This is a genomic window from Thalassotalea euphylliae (genome assembly GCF_003390375.1).
GTDB classification, from domain to species: Bacteria; Pseudomonadota; Gammaproteobacteria; order Enterobacterales; family Alteromonadaceae; genus Thalassotalea_F; species Thalassotalea_F euphylliae_A.
The window spans coordinates 4,063,630-4,083,046 of sequence record NZ_QUOT01000001.1 but is presented as its reverse complement, the minus strand read 5'-3'; the positions used below and the strand labels follow the sequence as shown (position 1 = coordinate 4,083,046).

Genomic DNA, 19,417 nt, shown 5'->3' with positions numbered 1-19,417 from the left:
CAATGGATAAAGAAATTGAGATCCAAGCAGCGGTATTTCGCCGTTTATTAGCGCATTTAGATAGCCGCAAAGACGTGCAAAATATTGAATTAATGAACTTAGCTGGCTTTTGCCGTAACTGCTTTTCTAAGTGGACAGTTGCTGAAGCAGAGAAGTTAGGCGTGGAAGTAGATATTGATACTGCACGTGAAAGTGTTTACGGTATGCCGTACAGCGAGTGGAAAGAAAAGCACCAAACACCAGCCACGCCAGAGCAGTTGGCAAAGTTTAACGAGTTAAACCCAAAGAAATAGCTTAGCGAGTTAAACCCAAAGAAATAACTTAACGGGTTAAATTCAAAACAATAGCTTAATAAGTTAAATCCAAGAGTTAACTCGCTAAATTAGGACACTAAATTACGAGAATAAAAACAGGAGCTTGCTCCTGTTTTTTAGTGCATCAAACAATGAGCATAAAGTGAACTTCGTAAGACACCATAAATTTGGCAATCGGCCTAACTACCGAAGTCTTGGTCTTCACAACCCATTAGCCCTAGCCAAAATAAAAACTCGAACAACATACCAGCGCCTACTACTAACAAAATGCCCTTGTCGAAGCCAAGCCAATAACAAATAACAGCCATAACTCCGCAGAGCACTATCACCAACGCCCTCATCTAATCGCTCCCTTTCGAATGTTTCAGTTCAAGTATTCCTTTTCCATTGCGATACTGTCATAGCTAAGTTGCTTAGCTACTCTTAGTTATCAATTAGCCCTAGGTTTGTTCAGGATCAAGCGGTTTAAAGAAGCGCTCTAATCTTGGTAAATAATAGTTGTCATAGTTCATTGAAAAAGCAACATGCTCACTTTTACCCACTATTTCACCGCGAGGTACAAAGCCAATAAAGCGTGAATCAGCGCTGTTATCTCGGTTATCGCCTAATACTAAATAATGCCCTTCAGGCACAGTAACTTGGTTAAAACTATCAAACGCTCGTTTAGTGTGGGAAGTGCGAACAAAGTGCTGTTTGCTGCTTGCATGGCTAGGCTGCTCTATATAGTCATTAACTGTATTTGAAGTATCGACTATTTTATAGTTTGACGGCTGTTCATTAATAAATACGCGATTGTCGATCATCGACACGGTATCACCGGGTAAGCCAATCACCCGCTTAACCAGGCGATTATCCGCGGCTTTTGAGTCAAAAATAACAATATCACCATAAGCAGGCTCACCGGTTTTCATTAGTGAAATATGGGTAAATGGCACCCGTAAGTCATAGGCCATTTTATTGATAAAAATACGATCACCTTCAACGATAGTCGGCTTCATTGAGCCGGTAGGCACATCGTTCCAATCTGCCACTGCGCTTCGAAACACACACATTAATGCGATAAAGACAAAAAGTGAACGGTTTTCTTTGAACCATACCTTAAAAGAAGAGCCAAGTTTCCTAGTCATTACGAGTCCTTTTTAAACAACGAAAGATTGTGATTGTTAGAATTTAAAACACTAGCAAAAAACTACTGTGATTATAAAAATCGTATTTTTAATCAATCAGCTAGCAGCACTATTTATTGACATTAATACTGAGCTAAATACTTGAGTTTAAGACTCAATCACTCCCATTAAGTTCCGCATCATAATATTTTGTAACATTTGGCTGGTATGCTTCGCGAATCTGGGAAAATTAACTAGGTGCTAGAGAAACAAAGCTATTTCCTGCTCGGTTAAGTAACGCCACTCACCCAGCATTAAATCGTCATCTAAAGTAATGCCGCCAATACGCTCACGATGCAGTGCCACAACATGGTTACCAACTGCAGCAAACATCCGCTTAACTTGGTGATATTTACCTTCAACTATAGTCAGCAGCACTTCTCGCTCATCAATCATTTCAAGCTTGGCTGGCAGAGTGAGCTGATTTTCACAATGTAATTGAACACCTTCCGCAAACTTTTCTGTAACCTCATAGGTGACTGGCTCGGCTAGCCAAACGCGATATGTTTTCTCACACTGCTTTTTTGGCGAGATAATATTGTGCGACCATTTACCGTCATCGGTAATTAACACTAAGCCCGTAGTATCAGCATCTAACCGGCCAGCAATATGCAGGTCAAAAGCACGATCAATTTCTAAAAAATGCAGCAAGGAAGGGTGCACTTCATCAACGTTTGAACAAATCGTATCTTGCGGCTTATTCATCATAATATAGCGTTGACCAATAAGAGTTAACTGCTCACCTTCGATTGTCACCTCAGCACCATCTGCAACTTTAAAGGCACCATTTTTAATTACTTCACTATCAACCCGCACTTCGCCACTTTTAAGCAGCTTCTTCGCTTCATTACGGGTTAACTCAGTGCTTTTACAAATATATTTATCTAGTCTCACAAACTCTGCATGGCCTCTGTCATAAATATTTACAGTTATTCACTAGCTAAATAGTAAAAATACAGGTGATAGATAAACACTCGTACTTCTAAGCTAATAATTAAACTATTGTACCATATTATGTTTCTTCAATTGTCGTATAAAAATATTTACATAAATGTTAACCAGTCTATACGTCAAACTTATTTACATCTTTGTTGCCTCCTCCTTTTTTCTTTTTTGAACATAAAGCGACCAAACCGTTAAAAAACATAATAAATACACATTGTTTACATAGTTTTTACAATTGGATTAAAAATTGCTTTTGGTTCTTTGCTGAAATGTGATGAGTGATGACAGGCGTTTGCTTCACTAAAAGCAAATTGTACTCAAGTTTCAGTTACCACAATAAAGATAAAAGGAAACATAATGAAATATCGCAATACCGTTTGTGCTAGCTTCGTTATGGCTGCTGGCTTAATAGCAAGTACCACTTATGCCACACCTAACCCTGCTACTGATGAAGAAGTAAAAACTAAGCTCAAAGGGCTTTATATTATCCAACTTAAAGACCCTTCAGCGATTGATAATGCAATGGCAACCGCTGACATTCCGAGCCGCGGAGTGCCAGCTAGTCAAGCAAGATACAATGCCCAGAGTGAAACCAATCGTAGCTATGTAGCTCAACTGCACGCAAAACAACGAGCATTTATTTCGTCATCAAGTTTACCTGAACCTGTGTATCAGTACGGTCACACTTTTAATGGCGTCACGGTTAAATTAACTGATAAACAGTTAGAAGCGCTTAAAAATCATCCAGATGTACTCCATATTTGGCCTGACGAAATGTTAACGTTAGACACGGCTAATACACCTCAATTTTTAAATTTGACCACACCTAGTGGGCTTCATGACACTGGCACCTTAGGCGAAGATGTTGTGGTTGGTATTGTTGACTCAGGTATCAACCCGAATCACCCAAGTTTTGATGGTACCGGCTACTCAGCATTTGGCGCTGATCAGGGTTGGAATGGTTCTTGTGATATTAATACGGACAACACATTTGCCTGTAACAACAAACTCATTGGGGCGAAATACTTCAATGCAGGTATTAGCGCAGCATTAGCAAACGCAGGCCTTAACTTTGCTGATTATGAGGTTTTTTCACCACGTGATATTGACGGCCATGGCTCACATGTTGCGGGAACAGCAGCAGGTAACGCGCTTAGCAATTCCATAGTAAACGGGCAAGATGCTGGTGCTGCTCGTGGTATGGCACCGCGTGCTCGTGTCGCGGCTTATAAAGCTTGTTGGGACTTTGTGATTGGTGGTGACACCCGCGGTAGTTGTTTTAGCAGTGATACTTCAGCAGCTATCGAGGCAGCGGTTGCCGATGGTGTTGACGTGATTAACTACTCTATCAGCGGTAGCACAGAATTTTTAATGACCTCTCCAGCAGTTGCATTTTTATCAGCAACTAATGGTGGTGTCTTTGTCGCTACGTCGGCGGGCAACGATGGCCCAGGTGCTGGCACAGTAGGTATGCCTGTACCTTGGGTTACCAATGTTGGCGCCTCATCTTACGATGGTACAGTGCCTGCACAGGGTGTTCAAATTAACTCTGGCTCACTTTCAGGCACAACATTAATCGCAGCTGAAGCGAGTTTTACTCCAGCAATGTCAGGTTTACCTGACCTTACTCAAGATATCGCCGCCTCATTACCCGTTGAAGGCTGTAGTGCGTTCACAAACCCAGCTGATATAGCGGGAAAAATTGCCTTAGTTAGCCGTGGCTCGTGTGGCTTTACCACTAAAATCGCCAATGCTGAGGCGGCTGGTGCAACTGGTGTCATCGTGTACAACAACCAGCCTGGTGGCGCCCCATTTGCGATGGGAGGCACAATTAGCCCTGCTCCAACAATTCCTGCGTTTATGGTAGGAAATACAGATGGCTTAGCACTAGCTGCAGATTTAACGGGTGGTCAAAATGTTAACGTAACCTTCTCTGCAAGTCTTCAAACGCAAAGTAGTGTCACTGGAAACATTATGGCTAACTTTAGCTCTCGTGGACCAAGTCTCGCTGATGCTGATTTATTAGTACCAGACATCACTGCTCCAGGGTTACAAATACTAGCAGCAAATGTAACTGGTGATACCTTCCAATACCTTCAAGGTACATCAATGTCTAGCCCTCATATTGCGGGCATCGCAGCGCTTATCAAAGAGCAACATCCTAGTTGGAGTCCTGCAGCAATGCGCTCAGCAATTATGACAACAGCAAGACAAAATGTGCTAAAAGAAGACGGCAGCACGCCAGGCGATTCACTTGATTTTGGCTCAGGGCATGTAGTTCCTAATGCAGCAGTTTCTCCGGGCTTTATTTATGACGCTAACCAGTTTGACTACGCAGGCTTTGTTTGTGGTAAAGATGACGAAGTTGTTTTCATTGAAAACTTTATGAACAACACGACAGGCATTGCTGGTATTTGTGGCATTTTACCTGATTTCGGTTATTTGCCAGGTAGTAACTTTAACCACCCGTCAATTGCTGTTTCAGAATTAGGCTTACCAGAAGCAGCAATCCGATATGCAACAGATGTTACGGGCAGTGAATCAACATACACAGCAAACGTTGTCGCTCCGACAGGCGTTGACGTAACTGTTCAAGTATTTGTTGATGGCGCGTGGGTAACCACCAACTCAATGACTATCCCAGCAGATGATACAGTCGCATACAGACTGCTATTAGCACAGAATCAACAGGCAGTTTGGGACCAATACGCTTTTGGCAGCATTACTTGGTCAAACGGTACCAATAGCGTGTACAGCCCAATCGTTGTCGAGCCAGTTGAACCACCAGCAATCGATATTGCTGCAGAAATGGTTGACAGTTTTAGTAGCGCTAACCATCGCATTATTATGCCAGTACAATTCTACTATGACGGCGAAATATATGCGCAAAGCCACGGTATGCAAGAGCCTCAGCAATTGCCAGGTCAAGCAACGCAAGATCCGGATCAAAGCTTTGATGAAAGCGATACAGGATTAGGCATTCACGACTTCCAGCTTCCTGCATCAACTAAAGCTATTCGCTTTACGCTACAAAATGCCCAGCTGTCTGATGTTAATGCAGATCTCGACTTATTCCTATTTGAGTGTACAGGTGAAGATAGTTGCGAAGAGATTGATTCATCAACTACCGCTACCTCTAACGAAGTTATCACCCTTGTACAACCGAAAAGCATTGATGACGGCGTCAGTTATCGTGTTTACGTACATGCTTGGAACGCAGGTAGCTCAGGTGTGACCGATTACCCACTGAATGTGTATCAAGTTGATACTGATAACGGCAATATGCGCACCTTAATTCGCCGTGCAGCTAGAAATGGCAGAACAGCAAGTATGTACATGCTGTTTAGAAACCTAGCAGCAGGTAAAAACTACTTAGGTGGTGTTTCCCTTGTTGACCAAGATGGCACAGACATAGGCTTTACATTAATCGACTTGTCTAGCCAATAAGTTAGTAATTTCGGTTCAGTAGCGCAGCATATGCTGCGCTCTACCGACAGAATAAGCTCTATTTATAATTAATGAGGAAATAAAATGAATAAAAAAATCTCTCTAATAATTGCTGCCGTTATGTTGATGCTTATCAGCGCAACAAGCCAAGCCAAAATTATGCAAGATATTATTGTTGATAACGTAGTTGCTGAACCTGGCAATTTGTTTGGTATCGCAGATGGTTTTTCTGGTGTTGTCGGCTCAATAACTTATAACCCATCAAACTTAGATCCGAATGGATTTGGTGATATTTCAACGGCAATCGACAGTGACTTTTTCTTCGAAGTCACCTTTGGTGCTTTCACTTTTAGTTCACTAGATGACGTTGACCCTTTGGGGCCGCTCGCATTTCTTGCTGATCCAACTGAGTTACTTGGCGGTATTGATATTTTAGAAGCCTTCCTAGAATCAGGCGGCCTTAGTCTAGAGTTTGGTCCAGGTTTTGTCGCAGGTGAAGATGTTAATGGCATTGCATTTACTGGCGATATTAGTTTTGGACAAGCTATTCCTGAGCCAGCAATGGCTGCCCTATTCTTATCTGCATTAGCAATGTTGAGAATACGTCGCCGCGCGCAATAACTGAAGGGTGTTGCCCACAAGTAAAAGGAGCATATATGCTCCTTTTTTTATGAAATCATATCTAGAATAGCTTACATAATGTTAAATATATTTGACATTTATTTATCCAACAACTAAGTTATCTATGTCTAATATTTTTTACATAGGGAATTCGTAATGCCATTTAAGATGAAAGTTTCACTGCTAACAATTGTCACAAACTTACTGATCCTCGGCTTTTACTTGTTAGGCACTAATAAGCTAGTGAGTAAGCAGCCAGTAGAAGAAGCAGAAATCATTAACCTAGTTATTCAAAATTTGATCACCTGTGGTGTTATTTTTGCCGTGTTAATGGTTATTGTTGCCGCCATCAACCATAAAGATGCATTGCAAGGTGATGATGAACGCGACAAGCTTATTGGCCTATATGGCGATCAAACTGGTTATTTTGGATTAACGCTGGTTATGGCATTGCTGCTAATTTGGTGGTGGGGTGGCTCACTGTCGACTAAACCATTCGCGATTGCCTCGGTTACCGACTCGGTTAATTTTATACATTTTCTATTTATTGGCTTTCTGATCAGCGATTGCGCCAAAAGTATTCGACAAATTTGGCTATATCAGAGAGGCTGTTAACCGATAATGAAAAAAACAATTTCTAACGATATCCGCAGGCTCCGCTTTAATCACAATGAAATGACACAGCAAGCCTTAGCTGACGCTGTCGGGGTATCAAGGCAAACGATAGTCGCGATTGAGAAAAACAAATATTCACCATCTCTGGAAGTCGCCTTTAAAATAGCCGATGTTTTTAATGTTGGTATTAGTGATGTTTTTCAATACCAATCTGCAGCGGCTATTGAATGATATTAGTACTGAAAGCGGCACCGCTAAATAGCAAATTAAACTTTCAACGTTAAACAATAATGACGATAACTCAGCTATTAACCCAAATTGAGCAATGCACACTATGCCAAGAGCAATTGCCCCTGCCTGCTAAACCTATTTTGCAAGCCAGTCAGCACAGTCGTATTTTGGTGGCAGGACAAGCACCAGGGCAAGTCACCCATGACAAAGGTCGCCCTTTTGATGATAAAAGTGGTGAACGTCTGCGGGATTGGTTGGGCGTCAATCCTGAGCAGTTTTATAACCCTGAGATTTTTGCCATTGTGCCGATGGGATTTTGTTATCCGGGTAAAGGAAAATCTGGGGATTTGCCGCCAATCCCTAAGTGCGCACAAACTTGGCGTGAACCTTTGCTGGCTGAGATGAAAAATATCGAGTTAACGATCCTTTTAGGTAAATACGCGCTCGATTGGCACTTAGCGAGATTAACGCCAAGTATTGGCGATCGTATCGCCTCAGCGAAAAGCTTAACTGAAATCGTTAAACGTTACGAACTACTGTTTGACCATCAGGTCATTGCCCTACCTCACCCAAGCCCTCGCAATAATCTTTGGTTAAAGAAAAACCCGTGGTTTGAGCAGGAAGTACTTCCTCTGCTAAAACAACGGGTTTTATCAGCCATAACTAATTAGCATGTGGCAGCTAGCGCTAAATAAACAGTCCAACTAAGGTCACTGTGCCTGCCGCCAGCATCACTACTGACTGCTTTTTCAACTGCGGTAATTGCAAACTAATAACAACACCACTAATTAGACTAAAAGTTAAACTAACACCAAACAAAATCCCCAATAGCCAGAAAATATAACCTGCATGGCCTTTGTGAATCATTAACATTTGTCGCCAAACATCATATTCTTTAACTATCAATTGGCTTATTTGATTTTCTTTGTCGAGCTTTAGTGATACTTGTTGCTTTTGTCCATACCAGTTATGACCACCGCCGCGCTTTGAATAGTCGTCAGGTAGTGATAAATGCTCGTATTTCGCAAGTAAAGGAACCACAATTTGAGCGGCACTTTCCTCGTTTTTAGGCCACTCCTTAACGGCTATGGGGTAGCTGTACTCTTGTTTCACCTCGCCGGTAATATCGAACATATAAAGCACACCGGAGACAATGTAAACTAAGGTCAAAGGCAAGAAGAAACAAGAAAAATAGGCATGGAGTTTCATCCATAACAAACGGATTTTTGCTTTCATAGGTAATTATTACTCTTATTTAGTTAATAAAATACTCAAGACTGCCAAGCAAAACAGCCTTTCTGCGGTAATCGTTGTGTAAATTGGGGATATGTCGTTACTGAATTAAGAACGGCAATTCAGGTAGATAGTGTTACACGGTCATGGGCACCAGTTATGGACATAACATCACGGGCTAAGGCTAATTGTCATCACCAAGCCATGTGGCAGATTATTACTGGCCACTAAGCTGCCGCCGACCGCTTTTATTTGGCGTCTAGCTAATGCGAGGCCTAGACCATAGCCGCCACTGTCGCGATCCCTCGATTTGTCGAGGCGAACAAAAGGCTTAAAGATATCTTCGAGTTGCGCCGCTGGTACACCCGGCCCTTGGTCTTTGATCTCAATAAGCACTTGGCCCTCGTGCTGGCGACAAATAATGCGAATGCCCGCGTCAATTGGCGTATACTTCATAGCATTACGCACTATATTTTCAATCGACTGTCCCAATGCGCGGTGATTGCTGTTACAAACCATACATTCACTTGGTAAATCCAACGCTAGCGGGTGATTTGGAAATTCAAACTTGGCATCTTCGGCAATGCTTTCAATTAAGGCGACCAGATCGACGTCTTCTTGATTAAGCTCTGGTTTTTCATTGTCGAGCCAAGCGAGCGTTAAGGTATCTTCCACCAGATCGGCCATGCAGTTAATTTCTCGCTCGATACGCTCATACATTTGCGCTGGCTGGTATTGGCTGTCTAGTGTTAAGCGCAAACGAGTGATCGGCGTGCGCAGCTCGTGTGAGATGTCGGCGATCAGCTGGCGTTGGCTACTTAGTAGCTCCGCAATGCTGTCTGCCATATGATTAAAGCTGAGCGCAAGTTGGCCAATTTCATCATGTCGATTAGCGGCATTTACCGACGCCCTAGTATCAAAGTTACCCGCCCTAAATTTCGTAGTATCTGTATGCAAAGCCTCTAGCGGTTTAATGATATGGCGATAAATAAAGTAGCTTAGTACCGCCACTAATAGCAGTGGCAACAATATGGTAATACTCAAATGGATCAGCTGCCAATGGGCACCCGGGCGCATGCGCTGTGGCAGTTGGATCAGTAAATGATAATCTTGTACACCTATTGGCACGTCAATAATAGGGTTTTGCTCGTGCTCTAAATGAATGGGCCAGTGCACACCACGGCCGAAATTAACTTCCTCGCCAATATAGTCAGCATGCTCTTGGCCTTGTAACCAGTTAGGCTCCATACGCACCACAACTAGCCGCGTTTGTTCGTGCTGCTCAACCCAATTAGCCCACTCGCTAAGTTGCGCAGGGTTATCTTCAAAAACTGCTTTCGCTTGCTGGCCATAAGCGATGAGCTGAGCTTGATCGGCTGGCGAAATATAACTCATTTTGCGCTCTACTTGTTCACTTAAATATGACAAGCCCCAAACCAGCGAAACACTGCTCAGTGCAATGCTAAAGTAAATTTTCCAGAACAGCTTCAATTTCATGCGTCACCTGATTGATTTGGCATATCCGTATTGCTGAGGGAAAAGTCCGGCAAATGGGTGAACATATAGCCTTTGCCGTGTACGGTTTTAATCACTGCCGGATCTAAACCCGCACGCTTGAATTTCTTGCGAATATTGGAAATATGCATATCAAGCGTACGATCGTAACGACCAAATTCCTTATGCAGAATCACCTGATAAAGATAGGGTTTGCTCAGTGCAGTTGCCGCATGTTCAGCAAGCAATTTGGCAATATCAAGTTCAATGGCTGTTAGCTCTGGCACGCGCTTATTCAGTGCCCGATAACTTGGCGAGTTGTCTTGCAGCGGTTGTTGGCTGTGCTGGTAACGGCGCAGAATCGCTTCAATTCGCAGCGTTAGCTCTTCCATATTAAAAGGTTTGGCTAAATAGTCATCCGCCCCTAAACGCAGACCTTCGATGCGGTCTTGCTCATTGCCAAGGGCGGTTAGCATCAGCACAGGAGTCGAACTTTGCTTGCGCACTTGCTTTAGTACAGACAGACCATCCATAGTCGGCAACATAATATCGAGTAAAATCAAATCGAAGTTTTGGCCAATGGCGAAATCCATCCCTTGCTTGCCATCTAAACACGACACCACTCGATATTTACTGGCACGCAAGTTATTGGTGATCAGCTCATTGACAACTTTGTCATCTTCAATGATTAAAATACTGGCTGGCATGGTGTTCTCTATCTGTGGTTGTGCTTGGCTATACAATGCTTTGCGCGAGTGATTGCTCATCATAAAAAAGCGTATGACGGGTGATCATACGCTTTGTGTTATGGTGTTCAATAACCGGTTACAATTTATAACTAACCGTCAAACGAGCATCTCGACCTGGCTCAGCAAGGCCAAGGTACTGCTCTGAGCTAGTGCTGTAACCATAGGTGCCATGATCATAATATTGCTTGTCAAAGGCGTTGTTGATACTCAAGTTAACCGACAAGCTATCATCCGCTGTTGGATACCACTCTAAGTAGATATCGTGAACGCCATAGCCAGGCTTATTAGGTTTACCTTCAGGCACATCGGTTAAGCTTTTCACTAAACGCGCGTTCCAACCAAGCTCTAAGTCTAATCCGTCAAATACATAGTTAGCGTTAATGGTCAAGGTATCGCCAAATGCCGTACCTAAGCCTAAATCGCTGTCGTTTAATGGCTCGCCATCAAGCTCTGGCTCATTGTTAGAGTAGTTTACTGCAACTTCAACTTGGTCCCATTTTTGTGACGCGCTCAAGGTGTAACCGGTCGTTTTTAACTCACCAGCATTAGCAAAGAATCGACCATCGGCACGTCGAACAGTACCAACCACGTCGTCTACTCGGCTGTCGTAGACTTGCGCGCTTAACATTAAGCCTTCATTTTCATAGGCAAGCATCAAATCAGCGTTAGTTGCTTCTTCTTCTCTCAAGTCAGCCGCATTAGAACGGTAACCAATTAAGTAGGCTTCTTTAACTTTCTGGCCGCGAATGGCCTCTGAGTAGCTCGCTCTTACCGACCAATGGTCATCAAACTGGTATAGTGCGCTAATGTTTGGGCTAAGGCCTGATGAATCAAAACTTTGGCCGTCAGCATCGTCAAGCTCGTAGTCGTCGTAGCGAGCACCTAAGCTTACGGTTAGGCTGTCGCTTAGCTCAATTGTATCTTGTAAGTAAACGCCCACCACTTTCGCTTTTTCATCAACGTCACTGCCGTTAATGTAGCAACCAGTATCTTTGCGCTGGTCAACACCATAAGTTAATTGGTGCGTACCCAACTCACTAGTATTACGGAGATCAAAACCTGTGCTTTCGACGCCAGCGCCGTCGCGGCTATCATTACCCTCATTTTGGGTTAAGTAGCTGTCAGTTTTGTAAAGCGTTACCGATAAGTCGATTAAATTGCTATCAGGTGCGTAGAAGTAATTTGCGGTAGAGGTTTCACGGCGACTTTTCTGCTCGTTCGCTGGGTTCCAACCGGCGCTAAGAAAATGCGGGCGAACATTGCGCATGCCGTCGTCGTTACGAATTTCGTGGCTCAGCTCAAGTTCGTGATACTCTGCCAAGCGGCCATTGATTTTCACTAAACCTAAGTCTTGATTGGTTTTAGTATTTTGCAGCTCGTTACCGTTGCCGTCTTCGATATTGTCGGTGTCGTTTTTACCAACAATCAATAAGCCGCTCCAGTTGTCGTTAACACGGCCGTAAAAGCTGCCGCTTAATTTAGTGCCGCTGGTGTTGCTGAAATAACCTGCTTTTAATAAGGCGCCGAAGTTCTCGCCTTCGTCTAGCAAATCATCAGCATCTTTAGTTTCAAATCGAATGGCACCGCCTAGTGCGCCTGGGCCATCTAATGCTGAGCCAGCACCAGCTTTTACTTCAACATGCTTTAACATTTCAGGCTCAATCGACAAGCGACCTTGATGGTGGAACAAGTAACCAGCTTGTGTAGCGCCATCAACGCTGACATTTAAATTAGTATCTTCAATACCGCGCACGTAAATTTTCTGAGCAATACCAAATGAACCACCAACAGTAATGGCTGGTTCGCCTCGGAAAATATCTTCTAAATCATTCGCTTGTTTTTTGCGAATATCACTTAAGTCAACCACGTCGACACCAAGAAGTCGCTGGCCTGTAACTTCAATTTTCTCAATATCACTGGTGTCCGCTATGTCTTCCGCAAACACTGCACTGCTGCTCGCTGCAACAGCTAAACCAACACAAAATGCAACTTTGCTGGCTTGAAACATCTTAGTCATACAATTTACTCCTCCAACAAATTGGTGCGAATGATAATGGTTGCCATTTACATAACTAAATAACTTTACATTCTTTACAAAAATGCCGTTTTAGATAGTTTTTTGCGTGATTTTTAAGCTGATAGAAAGAAAAAAGCCCGTTATCTTGTTTTCAAGATAACGGGCTGAACATCTAAAGAAGCTGACTGTAAGACTCTTTATTTATTTAGTTAGAGAGCTAAATTTTAGAGAGCTAAATTCTTGTGAAATAAGCTTAATAATATAAGTTAAGTCATCTAGACTAGCTCGATTTACTTTGCTGGTTGGTCAATGTACCTTCTTTTATTAACGCTTTTAATTCGGCGATTTCTGCATGCAACGCTTCAATTTGCGCACGGCTGGCAGGCTCGCCCCCTTGCTTTGATTCGCCGTGTGATTCCGCGCGGAAGTTTTCATGCTCTTCGCTCATAACCTCTAAAATTGTACCTACCATCATATTTAAGAAGATAAAGGCCGTTAAGAAAATAAAGGTTAAATAGAATACCCAGCTGATTGGATAAACTGCCATGGTTTCATACATCACATCCGTCCAATCCTCGAAGGTCGCCACGCGGAACAGGGTTAACATGGCAATCGAAACATCGCCCCATAACACCTCATTAATGTCTGCAAATACAATACTACCAATTGCTGCGTAGATGTAAAAAATGACGAACATTAATAGGCCAATATATCCCATACGTGGAATGGCTTTGATTAATGCATTAATGAGTAAGCGTAGCTCTGGCACCATAGATACCAAGCGCAATACACGAAATACCCTTAGTAAGCGTGCAATTAACACACCTGAGCCGCCAGCCGGTATCAGCGAGCCGATCACAATAATCGTATCGAAGATATTCCAGCCACTTTTGAAGAACTCACTTTTTTTCGGATAAGCAAGAAATCGAATCACTAGCTCAATTACGAAGAATACCGTTACTGCAACATCAAGTATCGCTAAAACAACAATACCTTCAGGCGGTAAATTATGAGTTTTCGCGCCGACCAATAGTGCGGAGAGAATAATGACCGCAATAACAATTCCTTGAAACCACTTACTTGAATCAATTTCTTTTAAGCGGCGCTGTAATGAAAAAATAGTACCCGTTTTCATTGGTTAGCGAACTCCATCGCCAACAAATGGATTCGTACGACGCTCTTCGCCAAAGGTGCTCATAGGGCCATGACCTGGAATAAAACGTACATCATCACCGAGCGGGAACAGATTATTGCGAATTGAGCTGATCAAGGTTGCGTGATCACCTTTCGGGAAGTCGGTGCGACCAATCGAGCCTCTAAATAATACGTCGCCAACTTGTGCCAGCTTTGACTCACGATGATAAAACACCACATGACCCGGTGTATGACCTGGGCAGAAATACACTTCCAGCTCAATATTACCGAATGAAACGGTATCCCCTTGGTTTAACCAGCGATCGGTATCAAAGGCCTCGGCATGGGCAAAGCCAAAGCGCTCTTTTTGCATTGGGATCAAATCAATCCAGAATTTATCTTCTTGGTGCGGGCCTTCCACATTTACGCCATAGTGAGTTGCGAGTGCTTTAGTTGCACCGGCGTGGTCAATATGTGCATGAGTTAACAGCACTTTTGCCATTGTTAGCCCTTGGCCGTCGATAAATGCGATGACTTGTTCAACATCGCCACCTGGATCAACAACTGCCGCCTGCTTGGTTTCATCACACCAAAATACCGTACAATTTTGCTGAAACGGGGTCACAGGAATTATTTTATATTGAAGCATATCGCGCCCTAATCTTGGTTTTTATCATAATGTTTCGATCATATGGGCTAATTGTCAGCAAGCCAATAGCTGGGCGATATTAAATATACAATCGAGTAATAGGCTAGTATTTTTCACTTCACTAACTAACGCGAAATCGGTAAGCTCGCTACATTAAAAAATAACAATAACATTGAGTAAACTTTGACCAGAGATTCCTTCCATTCCCGTATCGGTTTTGTTTTAGCAGCGGCTGGCTCAGCCATAGGTTTAGGCAATATTTGGGGTTTTCCCACCAATGCAGCCAATAATGGCGGCGGCGCCTTTTTGTTCGTTTACCTTGTAGTAACCTTATTGCTCGCATTGCCGGCACTGTATGCCGAAATTTATATTGGTAACCAAACACAGAAAAACCCAGTAAGTGCACTTGGTGAAGCGTGTGCCGAACGAATACCAAGGTTTGGCCGTTTTGCTGGCAAGCTTGGCCTGTGCGGCGCCATTATGATGTTAAGTTTCTATACGATTGTTGCCGGTTGGATGCTCGCCCATGCGTTATCGGCAGTTGCATCACTTGTGGGGACAACAGACTTATCAGTTTGGTTAGCAACCGATAGCACAGTTCGCAATGTAATATTTACGCCAATATTTATTGTGCTTGGCGCGCTAATTGTGCACCAAGGGGTACATAGCGGAATCGAACGTTGGTCAGCGCGATTAATGCCTATGTTGTTAATAATGCTTGTTGGTTTAATTGTTTATATTTTGCAGCAAGACGGCGCAATGGCAGGTTTAAAGCAGTACTTAATTCCTGATTTTAGCCAAGTAACGAACCCAAGTTTAGTAATTTCGGCCATGGGGCAAGCCTTTTTCTCGTTATCAATTGGTGTTGGTGGCATGATGGTGTACGGCTCATATATGGCGAAAGACAAAGACATTGGCAAGCTCGTGCTGTCTATTGGCGCGCTTGACACCTTTATTGCCTTTTTAGCTGGCTTATTAATTATTCCAGCGCTATTTGTGGCTCAGCACGCTGGCCAGCAAGTGTTTGCCGATGACCAATTGATCGGTGAAGGTCAGTTAATTTTCCAAATTCTGCCAACACTCTTTAGCTCGATGGGCACCATAGGTTTAGTGGTTGCCGCTGCATTTTTCTCGCTACTTTCCATTGCGGCACTCACATCAACGATTTCATCTACCGAAGTACCTGTGGCCTACTTAGTAGAAGAAAAATCGTTTACACGCCGTAAAGCAACCTGGTTAATTTCAGCGATTGTGCTGATGGCAAGCATGGTTTTAGTGGCATTTTTTGATGTGTTATTTGGCTTAATTATCCAAGTGCTTACCACTATTATGCAACCGCTTAGTTGCTTGTTTTACTTTATTGTTGTTGGCTGGGTATGGAAACGCGGTAACAAGTTAAAAGACAAAGCAAGAATTGCTGAGCACAAATGGCTTGGCTTATGGGGCAATTATTTAGCTTTTGTTTGCCCTATTTTACTTACTGTTGTATTTGTTAATGTGGCGTTTTAATACGCCACTTTTTCATGCACGATAAAGTAGCCAAAATCATAATAAGCGCTTAGCAACTAGTTTTGTTAAATGACAATCTCGCGCTTTATATAAAAGCTCGATATTTAGGCATAAGCGATTAATTAAAAACAATACATAATAATTATAACAATGTTGTTTCAAAAACTACTTACTACAGGCATTGCCCATCAAAGCTTTTCAGTGACCAATAAGGTCAGGATGATGAATTTGATAGGCGTTATCACCACCCTAGTTTCAGGCCTTTACACGTTTGCTTACGCCTTTGTGCTCGACAACATATCAGTCGCGTTAATCAACTGCGTATTCACGCTAGCCTATGTCGTCACGCTAGTGTTCAACTATTTTCAAGCATTTCGCGGCGGTAAAATCTGGTTTTTTGTCACCTTAATGTTGCACTTAGTGGTATGTACAAATTTGTATGTTACCAACGCAACAGGCTTTCATTTATATTTTTTCCTCGTCCCTACTGGCGTATTTTTACTGTTTGAATTAAGAGAAAAAACAGAGAAAGTTACCCTAAGTTTAATCGCGCTCGTTTTATACTTTTACTGTGAAAACACACTAAACCCAGCCCCACTGATTGAGCTGTCTGACAGCTTTAACCACATTCTTTATCAATCAGTTGTTTTAGTGATCATGCTCGAAGTCATTTTAGTGCTAACATTATTTGCCAATGAAATTGAAGCTAATGAATTAAAGCTAACTAAACAAGCAACGACCGATGCCTTAACTGGCTTATCAAACCGACACGCTTTCTTTGAACACGGCAGCAGTTTACTTGAATCAACGAAGCACCTTAATCGCCCGCTGACCATCATATTGGTGGATATTGACCACTTTAAACGTATCAATGATCAGCATGGTCACTTTGTTGGCGATTTATGCCTAACACAAGTCACAAAGTTAATGGCTGCCCAAAAGCGCGAGCAAGATATGCTTGCCCGCATTGGCGGTGAAGAATTCGCGATAATACTACCTGATACAACGTTGTCAGAAGCGAATAACATTGCTGAGCAAATGCGTATTACCATCAGCCAGCACCGCATTCCATTAGTAGGTGAGCAGCATTTGCACTGTACCGTTAGCTTCGGTATTGCCAGCAAAAGCAATGATGCCAGCACGCTAAAAGAAGTATTAGTGCACGCAGATAAAGCACTTTACTTAGCTAAAGAACTTGGCCGAAATCGCGTGCAAATTTTTCAATCGCCAAGCGATAGCTAATTTTCAGAAACTCGTTAATTTTCAGAAAGCAATGGATTAGCTTCCGCATCTTGGCGCATGTCTACTTGTTCATGGCCAATATCTACTTGCTCGATTTTTTCAAAACGACGGGTAATTTTATCTGCTGAGGTATGAATTTGTTTAACATCATTCGCCGCTTGGTCGATATGGCGCGCTAAGTTGTTAAAGCGCCCTTGGAAGCGTCCAAAGTCTTGTGCCAGCATACCCAAGTGCTCTTGAATTAAATGCACTTGCTGTTTAGTCGCTTCGTCTTTAATCACCGCTCGTGCCGTAGTTAAAATAGCCATGAGCGTAGTTGGCGATGCTAACCACACACGTTGTTTATTGGCAAATTCAACTAAGTCAGCATGATGGGCATGAATTTCCGCAAATACCGCCTCAGCAGGAATAAACATAACCGCACCGTCAGCGGTTTCATTTTCAATTAAATACTTGCTGGCGATATCATTAATATGCTTTTTAATGTCTTGTTTAAACTGCTTTTCCGCATTTTTACGCACCAATAACTCATGCTCAGGGTTGGTCATGGTTTGGTAGCTTTCCAGCGGAAATTTCGAATCAACCACGACATTACCTGTCGGTTTTGGCAGAAACAAAATACAGTCGGCAATTTTACCGTTCGACAATGTATGTTGCAGGGCAAATTGGCTCTCAGGTAATACATTTCGCACGAGCGAGTTTAACTGCACTTCGCCAAAGGCACCGCGCGAGCGTTTATCCGCTAGCACTTCTTGTAAGCTCACGACATTGCTAGAAAGCTCCGTAATCTTCTTTTGCGCGTCGTCAATTAAGGCCAAGCGTTTGAGAATATCGTTAAAGGTTTGAGTGGTTTTTTCAAAGCCTTCACTTAGGCGTTTGTCCACCTGACCACTAATTTCTTGCAGCCTTTTGTCTGTTGACTGAGTGAGCTTTTCAATACTTTGCGCCTGTTCATCACGGTTAACTTTCGCCATCAAAGTAAGCTGCTCTTGCAACTGCTGCTGTTGCTGACGAAACAGTTGATTTAACGATTGAAACTTCTCAAAGAGCTGCTGCTGACTATTTTGATCACTTTGCTTATGTTGCTGCATTAATTGCAACTTAGTTTCCGCCATCAACTCTTTAATTTGGTGCTGATTATTCACATATCCCTGCTGAAACTGCTGAATCAACTGGCTTAAATTCCCCTCAATACGGGCAACTGACGCTTGCTGTTCGCTCTGGTTTTTCTGCTTAAAAACAGCAATTAAATTGATAATAAAATTAAGGATAACTAAGGCAAGTATTGAAATTAGCAATAACTCACTAGTGGATAACTGTTGGAAAAATTCGTTCACTGGCTCACCGTGAAAACGCTTATGTTTTGCCGAGCAAAGCGACTAAGCTAAACCCTTTTAACACAAGCACTGTAAATATTAACAGTTATTAGTAACATAAATTGGCACAATAGGAAATGCTAGCGATAGTAATAGCTCGAAACTAGCCAGAATTTAGCGTTTTTTGCGCAATAAATACGAAAATAGCATAGGTGAACGTGGCATTCGTTAAGGAGAAACTGTCAACCTCTATCAGTCATTAATTTATAAAATTTCATATATATATAAACACAGTTCAAGATAAATCCTTCTTTCCACGGTGAAAGCGCGCAAATTGCGCGCCTTTAACAAATATATGTTTTTTCGTATCTAATAAACTGTTGTGTACCACCACAATTTCAAGGATGAAAGTTATTTCAATTAAGCGCCCTTTTTCTGAATTTATTAGCACGTTCATATGTTTTTCGCGGTTAGCATTTAGCGCCATTTTTCTAGAACAAATAGCGGCTCAAAATTCAGATTAAGCATGTTGTGGTGGTAAGTTGCTGGCTGGTTGGGTACGTATACTTTCTGAGTTTGGAATTTAATCCAGCCCAATGTAAAGTAAGAAAAATTACATGACAAAACAATCAAACGGACGCTGCAGTTCCCCCGTTTTAGTGGACACCTCCTTATCTCAATGAGGAGGCCATTATGCCCAGAAATACAAACACAAAAAAGGCGCTAACAGCGCCT

The 19,417-nt window shown here is 42.5% G+C and carries 18 protein-coding genes; 8 read left to right on the top strand and 10 right to left on the bottom strand.

From position 1 onward, the window contains the following. Window positions 1–2 precede the first annotated feature (2 nt). Window positions 3–293 carry a DUF1244 domain-containing protein gene (locus DXX94_RS17895; RefSeq protein ID WP_116009965.1) on the top strand — a complete coding sequence of 97 codons (291 nt, stop codon included), beginning with the start codon at window positions 3–5 and terminating at the stop codon, window positions 291–293. 200 nt (window positions 294–493) lie between these two features. On the opposite strand, the gene DXX94_RS19600 is transcribed toward DXX94_RS17895, so the two are convergent. The 3 genes from DXX94_RS19600 to rsuA form a co-directional block, all read right to left on the bottom strand. Continuing rightward, window positions 494–622 (bottom strand): hypothetical protein, encoded by a 129-nt coding sequence (locus DXX94_RS19600; protein WP_258872208.1) that lies wholly within the window; start codon window positions 620–622, stop codon window positions 494–496. A 132-nt stretch (window positions 623–754) separates the two neighbouring features. Continuing rightward, the gene (lepB, locus tag DXX94_RS17890) at window positions 755–1,441 is read right to left on the bottom strand and encodes a signal peptidase I (protein WP_116017998.1); all 687 of its coding nucleotides are present in this window, start codon (window positions 1,439–1,441) and stop codon (window positions 755–757) included. 240 nt (window positions 1,442–1,681) lie between these two features. Then, on the bottom strand, window positions 1,682–2,374 hold the full coding sequence (gene rsuA, locus DXX94_RS17885; RefSeq protein ID WP_116017996.1) for a 16S rRNA pseudouridine(516) synthase RsuA: 693 nt from the start codon (window positions 2,372–2,374) through the stop codon (window positions 1,682–1,684). Between the two features lie 408 nt (window positions 2,375–2,782). Here rsuA and DXX94_RS19695 point away from each other — a divergent pair, with 408 nt between their 5' ends. From DXX94_RS19695 to DXX94_RS17860, 5 genes are all read left to right on the top strand, one after another. Next, window positions 2,783–5,872 (top strand): S8 family serine peptidase, encoded by a 3,090-nt coding sequence (locus DXX94_RS19695; RefSeq protein WP_116017994.1) that lies wholly within the window; start codon window positions 2,783–2,785, stop codon window positions 5,870–5,872. 84 nt (window positions 5,873–5,956) lie between these two features. Next, window positions 5,957–6,493 carry a PEP-CTERM sorting domain-containing protein gene (locus tag DXX94_RS17875; protein WP_116017992.1) on the top strand — a complete coding sequence of 179 codons (537 nt, stop codon included), beginning with the start codon at window positions 5,957–5,959 and terminating at the stop codon, window positions 6,491–6,493. Between the two features lie 156 nt (window positions 6,494–6,649). Beyond that, window positions 6,650–7,108, top strand: coding sequence for a hypothetical protein (locus DXX94_RS17870; protein ID WP_116017990.1), 459 nt, complete (start codon window positions 6,650–6,652; stop codon window positions 7,106–7,108). A gap of 6 nt (window positions 7,109–7,114) precedes the next feature. Next, window positions 7,115–7,339, top strand: a complete 225-nt coding sequence (locus tag DXX94_RS17865) for a helix-turn-helix transcriptional regulator (RefSeq protein WP_220348133.1) — start codon at window positions 7,115–7,117, stop codon at window positions 7,337–7,339. A gap of 59 nt (window positions 7,340–7,398) precedes the next feature. Beyond that, on the top strand, window positions 7,399–8,010 hold the full coding sequence (locus DXX94_RS17860) for a uracil-DNA glycosylase family protein (protein ID WP_116017986.1): 612 nt from the start codon (window positions 7,399–7,401) through the stop codon (window positions 8,008–8,010). 16 nt (window positions 8,011–8,026) lie between these two features. On the opposite strand, the gene DXX94_RS17855 is transcribed toward DXX94_RS17860, so the two are convergent. From DXX94_RS17855 to DXX94_RS17830, 6 genes are all read right to left on the bottom strand, one after another. After that, window positions 8,027–8,575: a PepSY domain-containing protein gene (locus DXX94_RS17855; protein WP_116017984.1), complete on the bottom strand. Its 549-nt coding sequence runs from the start codon at window positions 8,573–8,575 to the stop codon at window positions 8,027–8,029. Between the two features lie 168 nt (window positions 8,576–8,743). Further along, on the bottom strand, window positions 8,744–10,069 hold the full coding sequence (locus tag DXX94_RS17850) for a histidine kinase sensor domain-containing protein (protein ID WP_116017982.1): 1,326 nt from the start codon (window positions 10,067–10,069) through the stop codon (window positions 8,744–8,746). Further along, window positions 10,066–10,836, bottom strand: a complete 771-nt coding sequence (locus DXX94_RS17845) for a response regulator transcription factor (protein ID WP_116017980.1) — start codon at window positions 10,834–10,836, stop codon at window positions 10,066–10,068. Before DXX94_RS17845 ends, DXX94_RS17850 begins: the two co-directional genes overlap by 4 nt. A gap of 55 nt (window positions 10,837–10,891) precedes the next feature. Next, the gene (locus DXX94_RS17840; RefSeq protein WP_116017978.1) at window positions 10,892–12,832 is read right to left on the bottom strand and encodes a TonB-dependent receptor domain-containing protein; all 1,941 of its coding nucleotides are present in this window, start codon (window positions 12,830–12,832) and stop codon (window positions 10,892–10,894) included. Between the two features lie 280 nt (window positions 12,833–13,112). Further along, window positions 13,113–13,967, bottom strand: a complete 855-nt coding sequence (locus tag DXX94_RS17835) for an ion transporter (protein WP_116017976.1) — start codon at window positions 13,965–13,967, stop codon at window positions 13,113–13,115. 3 nt (window positions 13,968–13,970) lie between these two features. Beyond that, the gene (locus DXX94_RS17830) at window positions 13,971–14,615 is read right to left on the bottom strand and encodes an MBL fold metallo-hydrolase (RefSeq protein WP_116017974.1); all 645 of its coding nucleotides are present in this window, start codon (window positions 14,613–14,615) and stop codon (window positions 13,971–13,973) included. Window positions 14,616–14,798: 183 nt separating this feature from the next. On the opposite strand from DXX94_RS17830, the gene DXX94_RS17825 reads away from it, so the two are divergent. After that, window positions 14,799–16,124 carry a sodium-dependent transporter gene (locus tag DXX94_RS17825; RefSeq protein ID WP_116017972.1) on the top strand — a complete coding sequence of 442 codons (1,326 nt, stop codon included), beginning with the start codon at window positions 14,799–14,801 and terminating at the stop codon, window positions 16,122–16,124. 150 nt (window positions 16,125–16,274) lie between these two features. Further along, complete coding sequence (locus DXX94_RS17820) at window positions 16,275–17,366, top strand: GGDEF domain-containing protein (RefSeq protein WP_116017970.1); 1,092 nt, start codon at window positions 16,275–16,277, stop codon at window positions 17,364–17,366. 14 nt (window positions 17,367–17,380) lie between these two features. Here the strand turns inward: DXX94_RS17820 and DXX94_RS17815 are convergent, their stop codons facing one another. Next, on the bottom strand, window positions 17,381–18,703 hold the full coding sequence (locus tag DXX94_RS17815) for a DNA recombination protein RmuC (RefSeq protein ID WP_258872207.1): 1,323 nt from the start codon (window positions 18,701–18,703) through the stop codon (window positions 17,381–17,383). Window positions 18,704–19,417 lie beyond the last annotated feature (714 nt).

What these genes read in the sequence shown, in the direction of transcription:
- DXX94_RS17850 (WP_116017982.1), bottom strand. Translation starts at nt 10,069, where the DNA reads ATGAAATTGAAGCTGTTCTGGAAAATTTACTTTAGCATTGCACTGAGC.
- lepB (WP_116017998.1), bottom strand. Translation starts at nt 1,441, where the DNA reads ATGACTAGGAAACTTGGCTCTTCTTTTAAGGTATGGTTCAAAGAAAAC.
- DXX94_RS17840 (WP_116017978.1), bottom strand. Translation starts at nt 12,832, where the DNA reads ATGACTAAGATGTTTCAAGCCAGCAAAGTTGCATTTTGTGTTGGTTTA.
- DXX94_RS17875 (WP_116017992.1), top strand. Translation starts at nt 5,957, where the DNA reads ATGAATAAAAAAATCTCTCTAATAATTGCTGCCGTTATGTTGATGCTT.
- DXX94_RS17860 (WP_116017986.1), top strand. Translation starts at nt 7,399, where the DNA reads ATGACGATAACTCAGCTATTAACCCAAATTGAGCAATGCACACTATGC.
- DXX94_RS17895 (WP_116009965.1), top strand. Translation starts at nt 3, where the DNA reads ATGGATAAAGAAATTGAGATCCAAGCAGCGGTATTTCGCCGTTTATTA.
- DXX94_RS17835 (WP_116017976.1), bottom strand. Translation starts at nt 13,967, where the DNA reads ATGAAAACGGGTACTATTTTTTCATTACAGCGCCGCTTAAAAGAAATT.
- DXX94_RS19695 (WP_116017994.1), top strand. Translation starts at nt 2,783, where the DNA reads ATGAAATATCGCAATACCGTTTGTGCTAGCTTCGTTATGGCTGCTGGC.
- DXX94_RS19600 (WP_258872208.1), bottom strand. Translation starts at nt 622, where the DNA reads ATGGCTGTTATTTGTTATTGGCTTGGCTTCGACAAGGGCATTTTGTTA.
- DXX94_RS17830 (WP_116017974.1), bottom strand. Translation starts at nt 14,615, where the DNA reads ATGCTTCAATATAAAATAATTCCTGTGACCCCGTTTCAGCAAAATTGT.
- DXX94_RS17870 (WP_116017990.1), top strand. Translation starts at nt 6,650, where the DNA reads ATGCCATTTAAGATGAAAGTTTCACTGCTAACAATTGTCACAAACTTA.
- DXX94_RS17820 (WP_116017970.1), top strand. Translation starts at nt 16,275, where the DNA reads ATGTTGTTTCAAAAACTACTTACTACAGGCATTGCCCATCAAAGCTTT.
- DXX94_RS17855 (WP_116017984.1), bottom strand. Translation starts at nt 8,575, where the DNA reads ATGAAAGCAAAAATCCGTTTGTTATGGATGAAACTCCATGCCTATTTT.
- DXX94_RS17845 (WP_116017980.1), bottom strand. Translation starts at nt 10,836, where the DNA reads ATGATGAGCAATCACTCGCGCAAAGCATTGTATAGCCAAGCACAACCA.
- DXX94_RS17865 (WP_220348133.1), top strand. Translation starts at nt 7,115, where the DNA reads ATGAAAAAAACAATTTCTAACGATATCCGCAGGCTCCGCTTTAATCAC.